Genomic DNA, 20,056 nt, shown 5'->3' with positions numbered 1-20,056 from the left:
CCTACTCGAGGAGCAGACCTGCCATGGCGAACGACGAGAAGCTTCGCGAGTACCTGAAGCGCGTACTCGCCGACAATGAGCGCTACCGCAAGCGGCTGCGTGCGCTCGAGGAAAGCGACCGCGAACCGATCGCGATCGTGGCTCTCGCCTGCCGGTACCCCGGCGACGTCCGGTCGCCCGAGGACCTCTGGGAACTGGTGGCACGCGGCGGCGACGCGATCTCAGGCTTTCCCACGGACCGAGGCTGGGACCTGGACAATCTGTTCGACCCCGATCCGGAGAGCGTCGGAAAGTCTTACGTCAGCGAGGGCGGTTTCCTCCACGACATGACGCTGTTCGACGCGGGGCTCTTCGGGATCAGCCCTCGCGAGGCGCTGGTCATGGATCCTCAGCAGCGGCTGCTGCTGGAGACCTCGTGGGAGGTGTTCGAACGGGCCGGGATCGACCCGACGTCCTTGCGGGGCAGCGATACCGGCGTGTTCACCGGCCTGGTCTACTACGATTTCGCGACCCGGCTCCACCCGGTGCCGGACGAGTTCGAGGGCTACCTCGGCACGGGCATCGCCGCCAGTGTCGCGTCGGGACGAGTGGCGTACACCCTGGGGCTGGAGGGGCCCGCCGTCACCCTCGACACCGGCTGCTCGTCTTCGCTGGTGACGATCCATCTCGCCGCACAGTCCTTGCGCCGTGGCGAGTGTTCGCTGGCGGTGGCGGGCGGGGTGACCGTGATGTCGCTTCCGGGTGCCTTCCCGGAATTCTCCCGCCAGCGCGGGCTGGCCCCCGACGGCCGATGCAAATCCTTCGCGGCGGCTGCCGACGGAACGGCCTGGTCCGAGGGTGTCGGTGTCGTACTGCTCGAGCGGCTGTCGGTCGCGCGGGAGCGGGGGCATCCGGTCCTGGCGGTGGTGCGCGGTTCGGCGGTCAATCAGGACGGCGCGTCCAACGGGCTGACCGCGCCCAACGGTCCTTCCCAGCAGCGAGTGATCAAACAGGCGCTCGCCAACGCCGGACTGTCCACTTCGGACGTGGATGTCGTGGAAGCGCACGGAACCGGCACCACCTTGGGTGATCCGATCGAAGCGCAGGCGGTGCTGGCGACCTACGGCCAGGGACGCGACCGTCCACTGTGGCTCGGCTCGCTGAAGTCCAACCTCGGGCACACCCAGGGTGCGGCAGGCGTCGCGGGCGTCATCAAGACGGTGATGGCGATGCGCCACGGTGTCCTGCCGAAGACCCTGCACGTCGATGCCCCGACCTCGGCGGTCGACTGGTCCTCCGGCGCGGTGGAATTGCTCACCGAGGCCCGTGACTGGCCGGAACCACGGCGTGCGGGTGTCTCCGCTTTCGGCGTTTCCGGCACCAATGCCCATGTGATTCTCGAATCCGCCGAAGAATGCGACAACGAACCCGGGGAAAGCAGCCCGCACGAGCACTGGCCGGTGGTGGTGTCAGGAGCGTGTGCGGATGCGGTGCGGGAGCAGGCCCGGCGGCTGGCGGAGTTCCTGCGGGCGAGGCCCGACGTCAAACTGGCCGATGTCGCCCGGGCCTTGGTGAACACGCGTGCGCTGTTGGACCACCGGGCGGTCGTCGCGGGCGATCGGGAAACGGTGCTGGAACGCTTGGCTTCGTGCGATGTCGGGCAGGCCGACGTGACCGGCCGGACGGTGTTCGTGTTCCCCGGGCAAGGGGCCCAATGGACGGGAATGGGGCTGGCACTTTGGGAGTCGTCAGCGGTCTTCCGGGACTCGATGCTCGCCTGTGCCGCCGTGATCGAAGAACTGGCCGGCTGGTCCTTGCGCGACGCGCTCGCCGACGAGGCGATGCTTGCCCGGGTGGACGTGGTGCAGCCGGCGTCGTTCGCGGTCATGGTGTCGCTCGCCGCCGTCTGGCGATCGCTGGGCGTCAAGCCCGACGCGGTCGTCGGGCACAGTCAGGGTGAGATCGCCGCCGCCCACGTCTCCGGCGCGCTTTCCCTCGAAGACGCGCTCCGTGTCGTCGTGCTGCGGTCCGCGATCATCGCGCGTGATCTCGCCGGACAAGGCGGCATGCTCTCGGTGTCCGCGGCCGAATCCCGGGTTCACACCCTTCTCACGGACGCGACGACGGTCGCGGCGGTGAATGGGCCGGAGTCCGTCGTGGTGTCCGGAGATCCCGACCAACTCGCCGCACTCGCCGAAACCTGCGAAGGACTCGGGATACGCACCCGCACCATCCCGGTCGACTACGCCTCACACAGCCCCTACGTCGACACCATCCGCGACGAACTGCTGTCGGCGTTGGCCGGGCTGACCCCGCGGCCGGGCACCGTGCCGATGTATTCCACAGTGGACGGATGCTGGATCAACGGCGCCACTTTGGACGCTGGCTACTGGTACCGCAACCTGCGCCACCCGGTCGGCTTTCACGCGGCGATCCAAGCCCTGGCTGGCGAGGGCCACCACGCGTTCGTCGAGGTCAGCTCCCATCCGGTCCTGACCACGAGCGTCGACGACACCATCGCGGGCGACACACCCACGGTCGTCGTCGGAACCCTGCGGCGCGACGACGGCGACCGGGACAGGTTCCTCACGTCGGCGGGCGAGCTCCACGTCCGTGGCGTCGCGGTCGACTGGCACCTCGGCCGCGGTCCGCACCTGGATCTCCCCACCTATCCTTTCCAGGGCAAGCGCTACTGGCCTGCCGCCGCCCGTCCGGCCGCCGAGGTGGCGTCCGCGGGGCTGACCGCGACGGGACATCCGCTGGTCACCGCTTCTGTGGGGCTGGCCGACGACGGCGACGTCCTCCTGACCGGATTCGTCTCGACGTCCACTCATCCGTGGCTCGCCGACCACGTCGTCTCGGGGACCGTGCTGTTCCCCGGTACCGGATGGGTCGAGCTGGCCGTCCGCGCGGGGGACGAGATCGGGCTGCCGGTGGTTGAAGAACTGCTGGTCGAGACGCCGCTCGTGATTCCGGACGGAGGAGTCCGGCTGCAAGTGCGGGTCGGCGCCGAGGGTTCGTTCAGCGCCTACTCCCGTGCGGCGGACGGTGCCCCGTGGACTCGACACGTCTCCGGTGTCCTGTCAGATCGAGAACCCCAGATCGTCAAAGAGATCTTCGCCCAATGGCCACCCCCTGGCGCGGAACCAGTGTCGCTGGAGGGTTTCTACGAACGTCAGGCCGAGGCCGGTTACGAACATGGACCGGCTTTCCGCGGCCTGCGGGCTGCTTGGAGGCTCGGCGACGAGATCTTCGCCGAGGTAGCGCTGCCGACGGAGACGCATTCCGACACGTCGGGCTTCGGTATCCATCCCGCGCTTCTCGACGCCGCCCTGCACACGTCGGCCGTCGGCACCCCCGCAGACGGGAACCGGATGCTGCTCCCGTTCTCCTGGAACGGATTCACGCTGCGCGCCTCAGGCGCCACGGCCTTGCGCGTCCGAGCGGTCCGCGATGGGTCCGGCGCCGTGTCCCTGACCATGGCGGACGGCTCCGGGCAGCCCGTCGCCTCGTTGGCCTCGCTCGTGTTCCGCCCCTTCGACAAGCCGGCCGCCGCTTCCGGTTCGTTGTTCGGGCTGGAGTGGGTTCCGGTCGAGCTCGAGGCACCGTCCGATGTGGATCTCGTGGTGTACGAAGCGGGCAGTGGTGATGTGCGGGAAGTCGTGTCGGGTGTTCTCTCACGGATCCAGGAGTTCGTGCGGGAGGAGAGCTCGTCGCGTCTGGTGGTGGTGACGCGGGGTGTGTCGACGCCGGTGGGCTCGGCGGTGTGGGGTCTCGTGCGGTCGGCGCAGGCCGAGGAGCCGGGCCGGATCGTGCTGGTCGACCTGGACGACGACCCGAGGTCTCGCGCGCTTTTGTCACAGGTCGCGAGGGGCGGGGAGCCGCAGATCGCGATCCACGACGGACAGGTCCGCGTGCCCCGCCTGGCACGCGTCGAACCCGCCGGCGAGCTGCCGGTGCCGGATGGGACGGTCCTGATCACCGGAGGCACCGGCACCCTCGGCCGGATCATCGCCCGGCATATGGTCGACACGTACGGGATCCGGCATCTGCTGCTGCTCAGCCGCACAGGCGGCACGACCGATATCCCCGGCGCACGCGTGGTCGCCTGTGACGTCGCGGACCGGGACGCGCTCGCCGCCATCCTGGCCGACATCCCGCCCGAATACCCACTGACCGGAGTCATCCACACCGCCGGTGTCCTCGACGACGGCGTCATCAACGCACTGAACCCGGAACGCCTCGACACCGTGTTCGACCCCAAGATCGACGGCGCCCTCAACCTCCACCACCTCACCCGCCACCTCGACCTCACGATGTTCGTCCTCTTCTCCTCCGGGGCCGGGGTGTTCGGAACTCCCGGCCAGGCGAATTACGCGGCGGCAAATGGGTTCCTCGACGGTCTTGCCCGCCAGCGCCGCGACGATGGGCTCCCCGCGATCTCACTCGCTTGGGGACTCTGGGAACCGGCGACCGGTCTGACCCGGCAACTGTCCGAAACCGACCGCGACCGGATGACAGAGGCAGGCGTCCGACCACTGTCCACAGCGGACGGTCTGGCCCTGTTCGACGCCGCCCTGCGGTCCGGCCACGCGATGGTCATCCCCGCCCACCTATGCATGGCGCCCCAGGAATCGGTCCATCCGCTGATGCGTGGTCTGGTCCGGACGAGCCGCCCCACCGCGAGCGGTGCACACCACGACGGCTCTCTCGCGCGGCGTCTCGCCGAACTTCCCGCGCCGGAAGGACGGCAACTGCTGATAGACCTCGTCCTCGCCGAAGCCTCCGCTGTCCTGGGTTACTCCCCCGGTGAAACCATCGACGCCGGACGGGCGTTCAAGGAGGTCGGGTTCGATTCCTTGACCGCGGTCGAGCTGCGAAACCGCCTGGCCTCCGCCACGGGTGTCCGCCTGCCCGCCACGCTGGTGTTCGATCATCCGAGTCCAGTCGCGCTGGCCGAGTTCCTCGCCGAGCAGATACTGGGCGAACGCCGCGAGTCTCGCACTCCGGTGACCACACGGAATTCCGAGGAGCCGGTGGCGATCGTGGCGATGGGGTGTCGTTTTCCGGGTGGGGTGAGTGGCCCGGAGGATCTCTGGGAGCTGATTTATCGGTGCGGTGACGCGGTCGGAGGGTTCCCATCGGATCGTGGCTGGGACCCTGACGAGGTGGGCCGGTGTTCGGCGCGTGAGGGTGCGTTCTTGGAGGATGTGGCGGGGGTTGATGCCGCGTTCTTCGGGATCAGTCCGCGTGAGGCGGTCGCGATGGATCCCCAGCAGCGGCTGCTGCTGGAAACCTCGTGGGAGGTGTTCGAGCGGGCGGGGATCGATCCGGATTCGTTACGTGGCAGCGATACCGGCGTCTTCACCGGCGTGATGTACACCGACTATCTCAGCAGGGCATCCGACGCTTCCTCTGATGTGGAGGGTTTCCTGAGCACGGGAAACTCCGGCAGCGTGATCTCCGGCCGGGTGGCTTATACGTTCGGTTTCGAGGGGCCGGCGTTGACGGTGGATACGGCGTGTTCGTCGTCGTTGGTGGCGATGCATCTCGCGGCTCAGTCGTTGCGGCGGGGTGAATGCTCGCTGGCACTCGCCGGTGGGGTGACGGTGATGGCGACACCCAGGCTGCTGGTGGACTTCAGCCGCCAGGGCGGGCTCGCATCCGATGGCCGGTGTAAGGCGTTCGCGGGTGCGGCGGACGGGACCGGGTTCAGCGAGGGGGTGGGCCTGGTCCTGCTGGAACGTCTCTCCGACGCCCAACGACTGGGGCATCCGATCCTGGCGGTGGTGCGCGGCTCCGCGGTGAACTCCGACGGCGCCTCCAACGGCCTGACCGCACCCAACGGGCCCGCCCAGCAACGCGTCATCCACGCCGCCCTCGCCGACGCCGGACTGGCTCCCGCCGATATCGACCTGGTCGAAGCACACGGCACCGGCACCCGCCTCGGCGACCCGATCGAAGCCCAAGCCGTCCTCGCGACCTATGGCCAGGACCGGAAGACACCGGTGTGGCTCGGTTCGGTGAAATCCAACATCGGCCACACCCAGGGCGCCGCCGGGATCGCCGGAGTCATCAAAACCGTCCTCGCCATGCGCCACGGTGTCCTCCCGAAAACCCTGCACATCGACACCCCCACCCCCGAGGTCGACTGGACCGCTGGCAAGACTGCCTTGCTCACCGAACACCAGGACTGGCCCGAACCCCGACGTGCGGGTGTGTCCTCGTTCGGGATCTCCGGCACCAACGCCCACCTCATCCTCGAACACCACCCCCAAACATCCACAGTGGACACCAGCACCGGATCCTGGCCGATACTTCTCGGCGCCCGCACCGAAACCGCACTCCATCAGCAGGCAACTCGCCTGGCCAGACACCTGCGGACGCACCCCGAAACACACGTCGCAGACATCGCACACGCCCTGCTGAACCGTGCTCGGCTCACCCACCGCACCGCGATCGTCGCCGCCGACCGCGACGAACTCCTCACCGCACTGGACAACCCCACCACCAGCCCCCACACCAGCGGCAAGACCGCGTTCGTGTTCTCCGGTCAAGGCAGCCAACGCATCGGCATGGGCCGCGAACTTTACGACACCTATCCCGTCTTCCGAGACACCTTCGACACCATCTGCGAGCACTTCGAATACCCCCTGCGGGACATCGTGTTCGGCGACACCGAACTCGCCCTGCTCGAGGAAACCCGCTACACCCAGACAGCGCTGTTCGCCGTGGAGACCGCGCTCTTCCGACTACTGGAATCCTTCGGCCTCCGCCCCGACTACGTTGCCGGGCACTCCGTCGGCGAGATCACCGCCGCACACGTCGCCGGCGCACTGTCCTTGGCGGACGCCTGCACCCTCGTCGCCGCACGAGGCACCCTCATGCAGGACCTTCCACAAGGCGGCGCGATGATCGCCATCGCCACCTCCGAACAGGAAGCACTCGCCGAGCTGGCCCATCACGAGACGGCGGGTCTCGCCGCGGTCAACGGCCCGGCCTCGGTCGTGATCTCCGGAGAGGCCCACGCGGTCCAAGCCATCGCGGACCAGTTCGCCGAACGCGGCTGCCGCACCCGGCGACTACGGGTGAGCCACGCCTTCCACTCACCCCTGATGGAACCCATGCTCGACGAGTTCGCCACCGTGTTGAAAAGCATCTCCTTCAACCGACCGGAAATCCCGCTGGTGTCCACGGTGACCGGTGAGCTCCTGACCGACCACACGGCAGGACACTGGATCCAGCAGATCCCGCGGCCCGTCCGGTTCCATGACGCCATCGAAGCCCTGCGTGCCCTAGGAACGTCCACGTTGATCGAGGTCGGGCCCGATGGTGTCCTGGCCGCCGCGGTCGACGAAACCCTGTGCGTGCCTGTCCTGCGACGCGATCGAGGTGAGGTCCGCGCACTACTGGAAGCACTTGCGGCGGTCTGGAGCCGAGGAACCGACGTGGACTGGACGCCGGCGTTCACGGGCGAGTACCGGCATGTCGACTTGCCGACGTACGCGTTCCAGCACGAACGTTTCTGGCTGGAAACAGCACCAGGCAAACGGAAAGTGGAAGCGGCGGGGCTGACGGGCCTCGACCATCCGTTCCTCGACGTCCTGCTCCCCTTGCCCGACGGCGGAGTGGTGTGCACCGGCCGCGTCTCTCAGCGGGACTCCGGACGGCTGTCCGGTGCGGTGGTACTGGACATGGTGATCCACGCCGGCGACCAGGTCGGCTGCCCGGTGGTGGCCGAACTCGTGCTCGACACCGCACCGGTCGTCGGTGACGGCGTCGCCGTCCAGGTCACCGTCGGCGGGCCGGGCGAAGACGGCCACCGGGAAGTCCGGGTGCATTCCCGCCACGACGACCACGCCCGCTGGCAAGAGCACGCCCGGGCGACACTCACCCCGCCGCGTCCGGAACCCGCCCTAGTCCTTTCCGGCGACCACATCGAGGTCGCTCTCGACGACGATCCCGGCGCCTTCGGCATCCACCCCCGACTGGTCGACGCCGCCCTCGATCACCGGCAACCCATACGCTGGCAGGACGTCACCCTGCACGCCGAGGGCGCTCGTCACCTTCGCGTCCGGCGTACCCCAGCCGGAGGGGTCCTCGCCACCGATCGCGGCGACCGGCCGGTCCTGACCATCGGCTCAGTGCGGTTCGGCGAACTGCCCGCAAGCCAGGCCATGGAAGGTTCCTTGTTCGAAGTGGCCTGGGTGCCCACCGATCTCGACCGGTCCACTTCGGACTTCATCGTCTTCGAGGCGGGCGAAGGCGACGCCTGCACGGTCGTGGCACGCGTGTTGGGCGCTCTCCAGGAGTTCGGGCGTGGCGGCGGAACCGATCGGCTGGTGGTCGTGACCCGTGGTCTGGTCGGCCCCGACGGCGGCGATCCGGTCGGCAACGCTGTTTGGGGGCTGGTGCGCTCGGCGCAGTCCGAGGAACCCGGCCGGATCTTCCTGGCGGACGTTGACGACCAGGCCTATCCGCCCCCGCTCGGCGACGGGCCTCAAGTGGCCGTCCGCGACGGAGTCGCCTATGTACCGAGACTGCGGCGCGTAGGCGCGACGCCAAGCCCACGATGGCCGTCCGACGGTACCGTGGTGATCACCGGTGGTACCGGCGCGCTGGGCACGGCGGTCGCCCGCCATCTGGCGACCGAGCACGGGATCAGGCATCTCCTGCTGCTCAGCAGAAGCGGTGGCACCGTGGACGTGCCCGGCGCTCAGGTGGTCCCCTGCGACGTCGCCGACCGCGCCGCGCTCTCGGCCGTCCTCGACGCGATCCCGGAAGAGCATCCGCTGACCGGAGTCGTGCACGCCGCCGGAGTCCTCGACGACGGCGTCATCGGGGCACTGGACCGGAAGCGCCTCGACACCGTGTTCGCCGCCAAGGTCGACGGCGCGGTCAACCTGCATGAACTCACCCGAGACCGTGATCTCGCGATGTTCGTGCTGTTCTCCTCCGCCGCGGGCGTCATCGGCAGTCCGGGGCAGGCGAACTACGCGGCCGCCAATGGCTTCCTCGACGGGCTGGCGTGGCAACGCCGGGCCGACGGATTGCCCGCGACGTCGCTCGCCTGGGGCCCATGGGACACGGGCATGGCGACGGGCGTGGACCAGCGAGGCCCGCTGCGACCGTTGCGTTCGGCCGACGGCATGGCGTTGTTGGACCTCGCCATGGGCACCGATCTGCCGGCACTCGTGCCGATGCGTTTGCACCTGACCGCCGCCGAAGATACGCCGCCACTGCTGCACGAACTGATTCCCCCGAAGCGGCGGCGCGCGGGTGCCTCCGCCGAGGAAACCTTCGCAGTACGACTGCGACGGCTCCGGGGTGACCAGTGCGCCGAGGCTCTGCTGAACGTGGTGCTCGACGCCACCGCAGCAGTACTCGGACATCGTTCCGCCACCACGATCGACCCGGATATTCCGTTTTGGGACAACGGCTTCACCTCGCTGACCGCGGTCGAGTTCCGCAACCGGATCACCGGCACCACCGGGTTACGGCTCAACGCGGCCGCCGTCTACGAGCAGCCGACACCTCGCATGCTCACGACCCACCTGCTCGACGCACTGAGCACCGAATTCGCCGGCGTGTGAAGGAAACCGCATGTTCGAGGTCGATACCTACCTGCGACGACTCGGCTACAGTGGCCCTCGCGAGGCGACTCTTGCCACCCTGCGCAAGTTGCACCGTGCCCACCTGCTCGCCATCCCTTACGACAACACCCGGTTTCCCGAAGACGGTGGTGCGTTGCCGGACAACCTGGCCGACCTCGACCATGACCTCACCTTCGACAAGATCGTGGTCCGCGGCGCCGGTGGCATCTGTTTCGAGCTGAACCTGCTGTTCCAACGTTTACTGGACGAAATAGGGTTCGAAACCATTCAAGTTTCAGCCGGGGTGCACCAAGGCAGGGGAACGTTCAGCCCAGCCCTGTCCCACAGGTTCACCGTCGTGTCACTCGACGACGTTCGGTGGCTCGCGGACGTGGGTTTTGCAGGCCCTGCCTACCTGCTTCCTCTGGAACTCTCGCCCGCTGTGCAGACCCAATACGGCTGCCAGTTCCGGGTGACCGAGAACGATGGGCTGCACACCGTGCTCCGCCGCAGCAGATCCACGGACTGGCACCCGCTTTACTGCTTCGAACTCGATGCTCGCAAGACTTCCGATTGGGACGGCTTCACGAAGCAATTCGAGCGATACCTGGACGATGCTGTGATCGCGAATACCACAATGCTCTGCCGGGCGGACGAACGCGGTCACCGGGCGCTGGTCGGGAGGCGATATCTGACCGTCGAAGACGGCCAGGAGACGGTCATCACACTGACCGATCCACGCGAGTACCAGCGCGTCGTGTGCGATTTGAGTCATTCCATCGACGGTACGTTTTATGACGCGGCACCGAATACGTGCTGCCCTTGAACGTCGTCGTGTTTCCCAAACCGCTCCCCTAACCCGGTACAGGCATTCAGCATGCACCCGATCCGGAAGAACTGCCAGCCGCCGCGATAGCCGCTATACTGCGCGCAGAGGGCTTTGTCGTTCCTCGGCCTGTCCAGGCTTCCGGCCTGGGCAGGCATATTAAATTTTGAGTCGAAATAAGGCCTGCGGACAATCCGCTTGCGCAGCCCTGTCCGCCACTCCGTCAGGCAGCGGGCGAGTTCCGGCAGGACGTGGGTGTAGGTGTCGGCGGTGATGGCGATACTGGAGTGGCCGAGGAGTTTCCTGGACCTGTTTGAGGTCGGCTCCGGCGGCGAGCATGAGCCGTTCTCGATCGACGCGTCGCCCGCCGCCGCACGCAGGTTCGCCTGGTGTTCCTTCTGCTTGATGAGCACGTCGGTCGTAGCGGCGTCGAGGGCGATCACGCGGCCGCTGGCTTCGCTTTTGGGTTCGCCCATCTCGGCCCGCCAGCCGATCTGGACCAGGGCCGCGGAGATCGCGGCGGCACCGTAGGGTTCGGCAACCGGCGGGCAAGGCGTGGGTAAAGCTGCCCTACAAACCGGCGTTGCCCGGCAATATCCCCCGCCGACGAGCCACCACCGGCGCCATCGAGGACCAGCCCCGGTTCACCGTGTGCACGACTCGGACAATGACGTCGAGAGCGGGCTGCGGGACTCGCCGCCGAACAACCACCTCAGTGCGGCACGACGCAGGGCCGGTGGCCGATGCTGCGGCCGCCGGTGAATTCCGGTCGTTTGAGCCATTGATCTCTGCCCGAACATCCCTTGTTGCCCCAGCCGAAAATAGTCATCGTTCACCATGTCGTTAGCCCGAATGGTGACGCTGTCTCGAAAATGATTACTCAATGGCAGCGAAATCACCGTCCCTTCAGAGCTCGACTATGACGATCAGGTCGGCGACTGCGCCGTGCGGGTGATTCTTTTCCGAACTTGTCGCCGGAACGCTGCGATTGCCGTCCGGTGCAGGGAAGGCATAGCGTTCCTGCCGCATTGGCTTGCCCCAGATGAGGAGTGAAGTGATGAGTTCCGGCGACATCGTCCGCGCGACGGCATTGTCTGGCCGACTCGTGCTGTGGGAAGAGTCCGCCCGGGACGGTGCTCAGGGCAAGACGTTGATGAGCGCAGACTTCCGGGTCGAGCTGGCGCGCGCTCAGGGTGCGGTGTTCGGCGCGGACGGGCCGCGGCATGTGGTATTCGCGGCCGGCTTCCCGGCGGTGTGCCGAGAGGAATTCGAAGCCACACGGCGGGTCGCGTTGGAGACTGCGGGTTCGGTAAGCGCCGCGGCCGTGTGCCGGGCGACGCCGGACGACGTCCTGCAGGCATGCCGGGCGGTGGCGGGCGCACCACATGCCCGCGTCATGGTGGTGGTGCCGTCCTCGGACGTGATGGCGGACGCGATGGTGCACGGCACGGCCGCCGAGACGTTGCGACACGCGGCCGGTTTGGTCCGGCTCGTACGGAATTCAGGTACGGGCGTCATCCCCGACGTGTGTTTCGCCGACGCTCCGCGCGGCGATATCGCTCTGCTCGCGAAGTCGGCGAACGAGCTGACAGCGGCGGGGGCAGGCTTGATCGTGGTCGCCGACACCACCGGTGACCTGCTGTACACCCGTGCCGGTGAGCTGTTCGGACAGCTGCAGGCCAGTGTGGACTCCGAGGTCGTGCTCGTCACTCACCTGCACAACGATCTCGGACTCGGCCTGGCGAATACCATCGAGGCGGTTCGCGCCGGTGTCCGCGGTGTCTCCTCGTCGTGGCTGGGCGTGGCGGAGCGCAGCGGGATGGTCGCGACGGAGCAACTGTTGTTCCTGCTGGCTCAGCGTACGGCAGAGTTGCTGGGCGCGGACGCCGATCTGTGGTATACAACGCCCGATCTTACCCGGATCCCGCGGATCGCTCGACGGGTAGCGGAGGAAACCGGGGTGCCGATCAGCGTGACCACGCCGATCGTCGGCACCGGCGTCGGCACCATTTCGACGGGAACGCCGTTCGTGCGGCCGGAAACGTTCCAGCCGTTCGACCCATCGGTGCTCGGCATCGAGCCGACCGTGCTGCTCACCCACCTCGCCAGCAAGCGGGTACTGCGGGCGGTCGCCACCCGGCTCGGATTCGAGCTGACCCGACAGGAAACGGCTGTCGCGCTCGAGTGGGTGAAGTCGGAGGCGTTCCGGCGCAACCATCCGGTCATCCCCGACGAGGAGTTGGCCGAGTTCATCGGGCTCCGCCGGGCGGCGGTACCCACGTGAGCGACGCGCTGGCTCGAGCCAGGGCAGCCTTGCGCGCGGGTGCCGCGGTCGTCCTACCAAACCCGTACCCACTGACCAGCGTGGTCACGGCGAGGGTTCCCGCAGTGGTCAACGAGGCGAAAGGACGACCAGCGACGCAGTCTGTCGCTCTCTGGCTGACGGACGACGAGCGGTGGACCGAGTTTACCGAGTTGACCGATGTGGACGAGCGAACCCGCTCGCTGATGCATCGGTTGCTGGTGGCGGAGCGGGTGACACTATTGGTCCCGCTGCGCGAGTGTCCAAAGTGGGCGGAATCGGCCACGCGCGACGGCAAGGCGCTGGTGTTCGCTGCCCGCTGGTCCCGGCTTGCACCGGTCCTCACGGGAGTCGGCCGCCTGCACGTGAGCAGCGCGAACCGCACGGGCCACGCCCCGTGCGGTTCGCCCGAGCAGGCGCGCAAGACTTTTCCGGAGAAAGTGCACGTGCTCGACATGGACGACGGCCGCCCGGCCGACGGCCGCAGCGCGACGACGACGCTGGAACTGCGCCATGACGGCTCGGTGAGCCACGTCCGAACAGGAGCACAGGACCGGGCCCATGGTGGGCCGGCCGCCTACCTCACGTACCTGGCTCGCACCTACGGCGTCAGAGGATGTCGATGACCTGCACGGCGAAAAGGGCGGGCGGGTCGCCGGTCTTGAGCAGGAAACCGCGGGCACCACCGTCGAGCGCGGCGGCGATCTGCTCGTCGGCGGAGAAAGTGGTGAGCATGAGCACGCCGGTGCCCGGGACGGCGCGGGTGATTTCGGCGACCGCGGCGAGGCCGTCGAGGACCGGCATGACGATGTCGAGCAACGCGACGTCGGGGCGGTGCGCGACAGCCAGTTCGACGGCCTCACGCCCGTTGGCCGCCTGAGCGACGACCTCGATCTCCGGATCGGCGGCGATTCCGGCGCGGGTCAACGGTTCGTCGTCGGCGAGGTCGTTCAGCGTTGACTCAGACGGGCTGAAAAGGTTGGAATATCAGCTGAGTGCTTGAGTCTCGGTCGCCGGCTTTTCCTGGCTAGCCGCCCACGACGCCAAGAGGGTCAGACCGTCCGCGGTCGCCGTCCCGGCGGGTGCGGTGTAGACGGTCAGGAGCAGGCCGGGTTCGGCGGGCAGCTCCATCGACTCGACGTCCAGGTCGAGCTGGCCCACTACCGGATGGTGCACACGTTTGCGTCCGGACCGATGGAGCCGAACGTCCTGAGATGCCCACCGCTGCCGAAATAGTTCACTGCTTGTTGCCAATTCACCGACCAGGGCGATCAGCTTCTCGTCGTGCGGATCGCGGCCGGCTTCCATGCGTAGCTTCGCGGCCACATCGCGGACGATCCGGTCATAGTCGACAAAGAACGCTTTCGCCGCTTCGGGATCCAGATACACGAACCGCGCGGTGTTCGCCGGTCGTCGCGGGTCGGCCAGCATCGGTGAATACAGCGCGCGGGCAAGGTGATTCATGGCCAGCACGTCATAACGGCCGTTGCAGATCCACGCCGGCGCATCGGTGATGGCGTCGAGCACCTGCTGAAGCGCCGGACGCACGGTCACGGCGGGTCGCCGGCGGCGTGGACCGTCGGGCGCCCTGGACTGCCGCGCAAGGTGGAACAGGTGACCGCGCTCGGCCTCGTCAAGCTGCAAGGCGGAGGCCAACGCGTCGAGCACCCCGTCGGAGGCGCCGGCGAGGCTGCCGCGCTCCATCCGCACGTAGTAGTCGACCGATACCCCTGCCAGCAGAGCTACCTCTTCGCGACGCAGACCTTTGACCCGGCGGTTGCCGCCGTAAGCGGACAGTCCGGCCCGCTCCGGCGTGATCCGGGCGCGACGCGAACTCAGGAACTCCTTGATCTCAGTGCGCAGTTCGATCATGACCACCCCTTCACCGTAGGCGCTGTCCGCAGGCGAAGGGAGGTACTGCTGGTACCCCCTTAAGACTCGACTTGGAGGTACTCACGAGGCTTTGCCGTCTCCCGTCGGCAAAGCCTCGTGCCGATGCCTAGGAGGTACCCGATGCGGTCGTGGCGCTGCCGCCGTCGACCGGGACGATGGCGCCCGTCAGGTAAGACCCGGCCCGGCTAGCAAGGAACACGGCGACACCTGCCATGTCGTCGTCGCGGCCGAGCCGACGCAGAGGGGCCATCCCCGCGAGCGTGTCGCCGATTGCATCGATCGTGGCCGCCATCATCTGCGACGGGAACACTCCTGGGGCTACCGCGTTCACCGTGACGTGCTGTGGGCCCAGTTCCCTGGCAAGCACCCTGGTGAGTTGATGGAGTGCCGCTTTGCTGCTGGCGTACGAGTAGTTGGGCGCCCCAGCGACGTGGATGGCGGCGATACTGCCGATGTTGATGATCCGCGCGGGATCATCGGCGGTGCCCGCCCTGCGCAGTGCCGGCAGCAGCGCCTGCACCAGCCAGAACGGCGACTTGAGGTTGAGGTCGATCACTGAGTCCCAGGCCTCGACGGGGAACGTCTCCAGTGGCTCGCGCCACATCGCTCCGGCGTTGTTGACGAGGATGTCCAGGCGTTCCGAGTCGGCCTTGACCAGATCAGCGAGGCGCTGACACTCGTCGTACCTGGACAGGTCGGCGGGGATTGCTTGAACGTCGCCGAATTCGGAGAGCAGACGCTGTACCTCCGCGCACGCGTCTGCCTTGCGCGAGCTGATAACCACGCGGGCGCCCGCCTGCAGAAGGCCGCGCGCGATCATCATCCCGATGCCCCTGGTTCCGCCAGTGACAAGTGCGTACTTCCCACTCAGATCGAAAAGATCTGAGTGAGTGGTGAACTGGTTGTCCGCCATGGGTCTTCGTCCGTTCTATCGTGGAAGCATGTGCTGACACGGTCGCGCGTCGGGTGCAGTGCGTGTACATGGAATGTTGTCGGCGCTTTCGTTCAGAGCGCCTGGGACGGGTTCTCAGGCAGCCGCCGTGCGCGCTCCCGTGGACCTATTACTTCCTCTGTGTGGCTGAGAGCCGACTCAAACAGGTTGACAGGCGTCCTGGACGTCTGGGAGACCCTGGCGATACAGGTACTGTGAGAGCCCCCCTTGTCTTGTGCGCTGGCTCACGCCGCCACAATCCCCTCCTGAACAAGATGGACGGCTCCGGCCAATCGAGATCGGCCGGACGAAACTCGTCGGATCCCTTCGCAGCACGAAGCCGTCGTCCTGGGCAACACCACGGCCAGATCGTCGAGGAGTTCGCGAACGCCGAGCCGACACCGACCGAGCTATCGACGCCACGGTGGGGCGGATGATTCTGACCAGCGCGGCACCGTTCAGCATGACGATGGCCGTTTGTTCCCTCCCCCTGTCCGCGCCGATCCGTGCCTGCCCATCCAGCCCTCGTGCCCGCCCGCCGTCCGACCGGCGGGGCGAGGCGCGTTATACGTTCCATCCGGGCGCGGGTAAGCAGTACGCGGTAGGTGCGGCGAACCATCGGTCGACGTCGGCGGCTGCCGCGCCGTCGAGGGCGTCGTCGCGGGTCGGCGCAGCGCGGCGAACGCCTGCTCGGCATTCCAGTTCCGTAGCAGCATGATCATGCCCTTGGCCTGCTCGATCACCGGCCGTGTTGCCAGCGCGGTGTTGAGCTTGCCGAGCCGTCGCCTGTTGCCAAAGCCAACAATTCGAACTTGTTGCGTCTTCCGATCTACCCGGAGCTTTCCGAGCGCGAGAAGCAAGCAGTCATCGACGACGTGACCTCCATTTCGAGGTCGCGTACGAAAGGACACAACACACGAGGCCGCACACTCCCGTTCACCTAGGAGTGTGCGGCCTTCGTGGCAACCCGTCATCGCATCCGCCGCAACCGCGTTCGCGATGTCGGGTCGACAGGTACTTCTCAGCGACCGGAGTGGTCGATCACGTTCCCGTTCGAACAATTGTTGACGTTGTTGCCGACCCAATCCCCCAATACCGGCACGACCGCGACCTCTTGCAGGCATACGACCGCCGCGGTGAAGTTCCAGTTGTCGGCGGCATCGACCCCACCATCAAAGACGGTGCCAATGGCTTCGATCGGGCCCGCTACGGGACCGTCGGCCATCGCAGGCGCCGCAGCACACAAGGAGAAACCGAGAGCAATGAACAGAGGCGTGACGAACTTGGCGATCTTACGCATGGATTCCCTTCGAAACTGGCCGATCGTCCTCAAGATATCGGCGGAGCACGCATGAGATGAAGCGCCCTATGCCTTTACCCCTGATCGTGTATCGATGAACTGTCCTACCGCGCCGATTCGGTGGGGCGTCGGCGGCAGCCCGGTTGTCAGCCGGCTTCGATCCGGAACGTGTAGTCGACTACGTCGGCATTGTCGGACCAGACGACGAGGAACATCGGCTTGCCCGGATCCGGGTTGGCGATCGGCAGGCCGTAGCACGCGCCGTGCGGTGTGAACACCCGCGGTCGCTCGCCGTCGGCGGACACTCCGAGAGCCACACCCTCGCAGGGGCTTCCGTCCGTGGGGACGATCTTGCCGTCGCCGACCGAGTCGATCCGGTAGGTGTCCACTCTGCCCGGGACGTCGAGCCTTCCGGCGATCCGGTCGCCGATCTTCGCGGGCAACGCACGATGTTTCAGCGTGACCAGCCGGAAACCGTATGGTCCGTTTGCGCTGGTCACGCTGAGCCGGCAGTTCGCCGGTGCGGGTAGCCGGAACTGGTACACGCCGATGAGCACGTGCGTGACGTTCTCGTCGGGACACAGCACCTGCGCGGAGATCTCCCCAGTCACGTCGACCAGTTCGAAGTCCGTCGCCCCGCCGAGGTCGAGCTGATAACTACCCGGCCGGTTCGTCGCCACCTTGCTCCCGTCGCGCAGCGTGCCGAGCGGCTCGGTCTCCTTGTCGGGCGGGGCGGGCGGTGGCGGTGCAGGGGTGGTGGCGCGCTGAGTGTCGCCGCTGGTGACCGCGAAGACCGGCTGGCCGGTCAAGGCCACGTCAAGGATGCATCCGTCCATCAGCGCCGGATTCCGGACTCCTGCCATCAAGCACGCGCCCCGGGCTTGCTCACGCTGCTCGACGGGCAGGTCGCCGGCTTTTACTTCCTTCTCAGGGAACGCGCGGTCGGTGAACTTCTCGGTGTTCTCCCCTGGCGCGTAGTCGAACAGCGACTCTGCCTGGCTGATCCGCCAGCTGTCGCCGAAGGTCCGGTAGAGTTGGTCGAACGACGGCCGCACGGGCACCGGTTTGCCGTCCCTGGTAGCAAGATCGTTGTCGGCGTTACCGTCGAAGTTCCCGAGCAGCCCCATGACCTGACCCTTGCGACCGTCCACAAGAGACACATACAGCCGCAGGCCCCAACGTCCGAGCGGGTCCAGCCATGCCGACGACCCGTCCGGCCATCGGACGACGTAGCCGTCCTCGGCGAGCATGATCGAGCTGCCCCGCCGGACAAGGGCTCCACCGCCAGGCAATGTGCGTTGACCGCGCGCCGGCGTTGTCGCTTCCCCGTTCACCCGGACGACGACGTCGCCGCCGTTCATGGTGAAGGTGACCTTGTCCGGTCCGACCTTGGTGGCCACGGCCGAGTTGACGCTGACCGTGCGGTCGTTCTCCATCGCCGTCTGGCGGCTCTGGATCTCCAGGTCACCGCCGGCGGAGCGGACAGTGGTGAACTCACCGACCGCCTGGAAGTCATAGTGGTAGTGATCGAGCGTGGCCAGATGCGGGTCTCCGTCCGAGCCACCCCCGCCCGAGGGCGGAGCGACGGCGCCCCCGCCACGATCGGTTCCATCCCATCCTCCTTGCGGGATGCCACCGGGGCCTTGCTCGATCGGGAACGGCCTCGCGACCGAACCAGGTGGCTGGGATCGTCCGGGGAAGCCTTTCTTCGTCTTCTGCCCGGTGCCGGGCGGCTTGGCCGGATAGTTCGGGAGGTTGGGCAGCGTCTGCTCCGGCCTGGGGCCGGGCTTCCCCGGCGGCACGGGGTGATGTGTCCGGTCCGGCGGCGGGACCTTGGCCGGGTCGCTGTCGCAATCACCCAGCGACGGCGGAGCCGGTTTCTTTCCGTAGCCGTTTCGTTCCTTGAGGCCGTGCAACCGGCGATACGAGTTTTCCGCGAGCGTCGCGCGTATCTCGGTCGCCTGGTCACCTTCGGGATGTAACTCGTCCTTCGTGTACGGGCACATCGCCTCACGAGCCTCAAGCCAGTCGTAGTCGAGGCCGTGCCCCATGGACCACGCGTGCACCAGCTCGTGGAACAGCGTCGAGCACGAATCGAAAGGCGCCCCATTGTCGTATTCGCCCACCCACGACCTGTCCCAGCCCACCTCCACCTCGTACGGCACCGGAGGGACGGGCTTGCCCGTCTTGGGATCGACTCCCCAAACGTAGTCGCCGGTGGCAAGGTCGCCCACCCAATACGGCCTGGCGAAACTGTTGCCGTCGTGCGGCACGATGCGTACCGCGGTCGTGGACGGATCGTTCAGCCAGTCCATCACGATCTTGATATCGGGTGCGCTCGACGCGTCGGCGTTGAACACCGACATACACCCCGACACCGCCGCAGCGAAGTCTTGCGCGTCCTGTTTCGACTTCGCGGTAGCCCCCTCGGGCGGCATGGGCACCGGATCCAGCTTCGCCTCGGCCGGCTCGATACCGGCTCCGGTCATACCCGCCACGAGCAGGAGCAGCACAAGCCCCGCCGCCGGACCCCGGCCGCGACCCCTGCGCAGGACCAGAACCAACGCCGCCACCGCCACCAGCACGCCGATCCCGATCGCCACCCACAGCCACGGAAACCCCGGGCCGGGAGAGCCGACCGTGAAGGACGCGGTCGCCACCTTCGTCGTCCCCGCGCACTGAGCCGGATCGAGATCCCCGAACGGCGGGACCCCGTAACGAGCGGAAACGACATACGCGCCGGCTTCGGTCACCGGCCAGCTCGCGACCAGGCCACGACCGGTCGGCAACGCATCGGTGGTGCTGACCGCCACAGCCTCGCCGGGTCCGGCGGACGCGCTGCCCAGCCGGAACGACACGGCCTCGCCCGGCTGGACCGTCTTCATACTGCCCCGGACGTAGTCGACCAGCGGCCGATCGGGATACGCCGCCCCCAGCTGGGGCGCCACCGGCTTGCCGTCGCGCGTCACCGCAGTCAGTTGCACCGAACCCGAAGCGATGGTGGCCACCTGGCAAGGGACGGTGCCCCTGTTGGTCACCGTGGCCGTCAGCACGACCCGTTCCCCCGGCACGTACTCGGCTTGCGCCGTCGCGACGGCCAAGTCGAGACCCGCGTCCTGGGCCTGGACCGGCTGAGCCACCGCGGGCGCGAACACGAACCCGATCGCCGCCAGCAGAACAACACGGACAAGGCGTGCCATCGACGTCCCCCGAGAACCAAAGTGATGTGGAT

Annotated in this window: 9 protein-coding genes and 2 pseudogenes; 4 read left to right on the top strand and 7 right to left on the bottom strand. The window is 67.4% G+C overall.

Annotated elements, in window-relative coordinates:
- Nucleotides 1-23: 23 nt before the first annotated feature.
- Together SD37_RS10815 and SD37_RS10810 are read left to right on the top strand one after the other, a co-directional pair.
- Nucleotides 24-9,572: pseudogene (locus SD37_RS10815) on the top strand (SDR family NAD(P)-dependent oxidoreductase); the annotation flags it as partial.
- A 10-nt stretch (nt 9,573-9,582) separates the two neighbouring features.
- Entirely contained in the window at nt 9,583-10,398 is an 816-nt protein-coding gene (locus tag SD37_RS10810) for an arylamine N-acetyltransferase family protein (RefSeq protein ID WP_044851940.1), read from the top strand.
- Here the strand turns inward: SD37_RS10810 and SD37_RS43680 are convergent.
- The gene (locus SD37_RS43680) at nt 10,365-10,874 is read right to left on the bottom strand and encodes a site-specific integrase (protein WP_236725331.1); all 510 of its coding nucleotides are present in this window, start codon (nt 10,872-10,874) and stop codon (nt 10,365-10,367) included. The two genes, SD37_RS10810 and SD37_RS43680, sit on opposite strands and share 34 nt — an antisense overlap.
- Before the next feature lie 581 nt (nt 10,875-11,455).
- Between SD37_RS43680 and SD37_RS10800 the strand changes: the two genes are divergently transcribed.
- Nucleotides 11,456-12,682, top strand: a complete 1,227-nt coding sequence (locus tag SD37_RS10800) for a 2-isopropylmalate synthase (RefSeq protein WP_044851938.1) — start codon at nt 11,456-11,458, stop codon at nt 12,680-12,682.
- A 104-nt stretch (nt 12,683-12,786) separates the two neighbouring features.
- A complete protein-coding gene (locus SD37_RS10795; protein WP_052674980.1) occupies nt 12,787-13,326 on the top strand; it encodes a Sua5/YciO/YrdC/YwlC family protein in 540 nt (179 codons plus the stop codon).
- 7 nt (nt 13,327-13,333) lie between these two features.
- Here SD37_RS10795 and SD37_RS10790 read toward each other — a convergent pair.
- The 6 genes and pseudogenes from SD37_RS10790 to SD37_RS10770 all read right to left on the bottom strand — a co-directional run.
- Nucleotides 13,334-13,654: pseudogene (locus tag SD37_RS10790) on the bottom strand (response regulator); the annotation flags it as partial.
- 33 nt (nt 13,655-13,687) lie between these two features.
- Entirely contained in the window at nt 13,688-14,578 is an 891-nt protein-coding gene (locus SD37_RS10785) for a helix-turn-helix transcriptional regulator (RefSeq protein WP_044851936.1), read from the bottom strand.
- Between the two features lie 121 nt (nt 14,579-14,699).
- Nucleotides 14,700-15,506, bottom strand: a complete 807-nt coding sequence (locus SD37_RS10780; RefSeq protein ID WP_044851935.1) for an SDR family oxidoreductase — start codon at nt 15,504-15,506, stop codon at nt 14,700-14,702.
- A gap of 476 nt (nt 15,507-15,982) precedes the next feature.
- Nucleotides 15,983-16,498: an ANTAR domain-containing protein gene (locus tag SD37_RS44095; protein WP_083254935.1), complete on the bottom strand. Its 516-nt coding sequence runs from the start codon at nt 16,496-16,498 to the stop codon at nt 15,983-15,985.
- A gap of 47 nt (nt 16,499-16,545) precedes the next feature.
- Nucleotides 16,546-16,824: a hypothetical protein gene (locus SD37_RS10775; RefSeq protein WP_044851934.1), complete on the bottom strand. Its 279-nt coding sequence runs from the start codon at nt 16,822-16,824 to the stop codon at nt 16,546-16,548.
- A gap of 146 nt (nt 16,825-16,970) precedes the next feature.
- A complete protein-coding gene (locus tag SD37_RS10770; protein ID WP_044851933.1) occupies nt 16,971-20,024 on the bottom strand; it encodes a VWD domain-containing protein in 3,054 nt (1,017 codons plus the stop codon).
- Between the last annotated feature and the right edge of the window lie 32 nt (nt 20,025-20,056).

It is taken from the genome of Amycolatopsis orientalis (genome assembly GCF_000943515.2).
In the GTDB taxonomy this organism is placed as follows: Bacteria; Actinomycetota; Actinomycetes; order Mycobacteriales; family Pseudonocardiaceae; genus Amycolatopsis; species Amycolatopsis orientalis.
The sequence above is the reverse complement of the archived record's forward strand: the minus strand, read 5'-3'. Positions and strand labels throughout refer to the sequence as shown.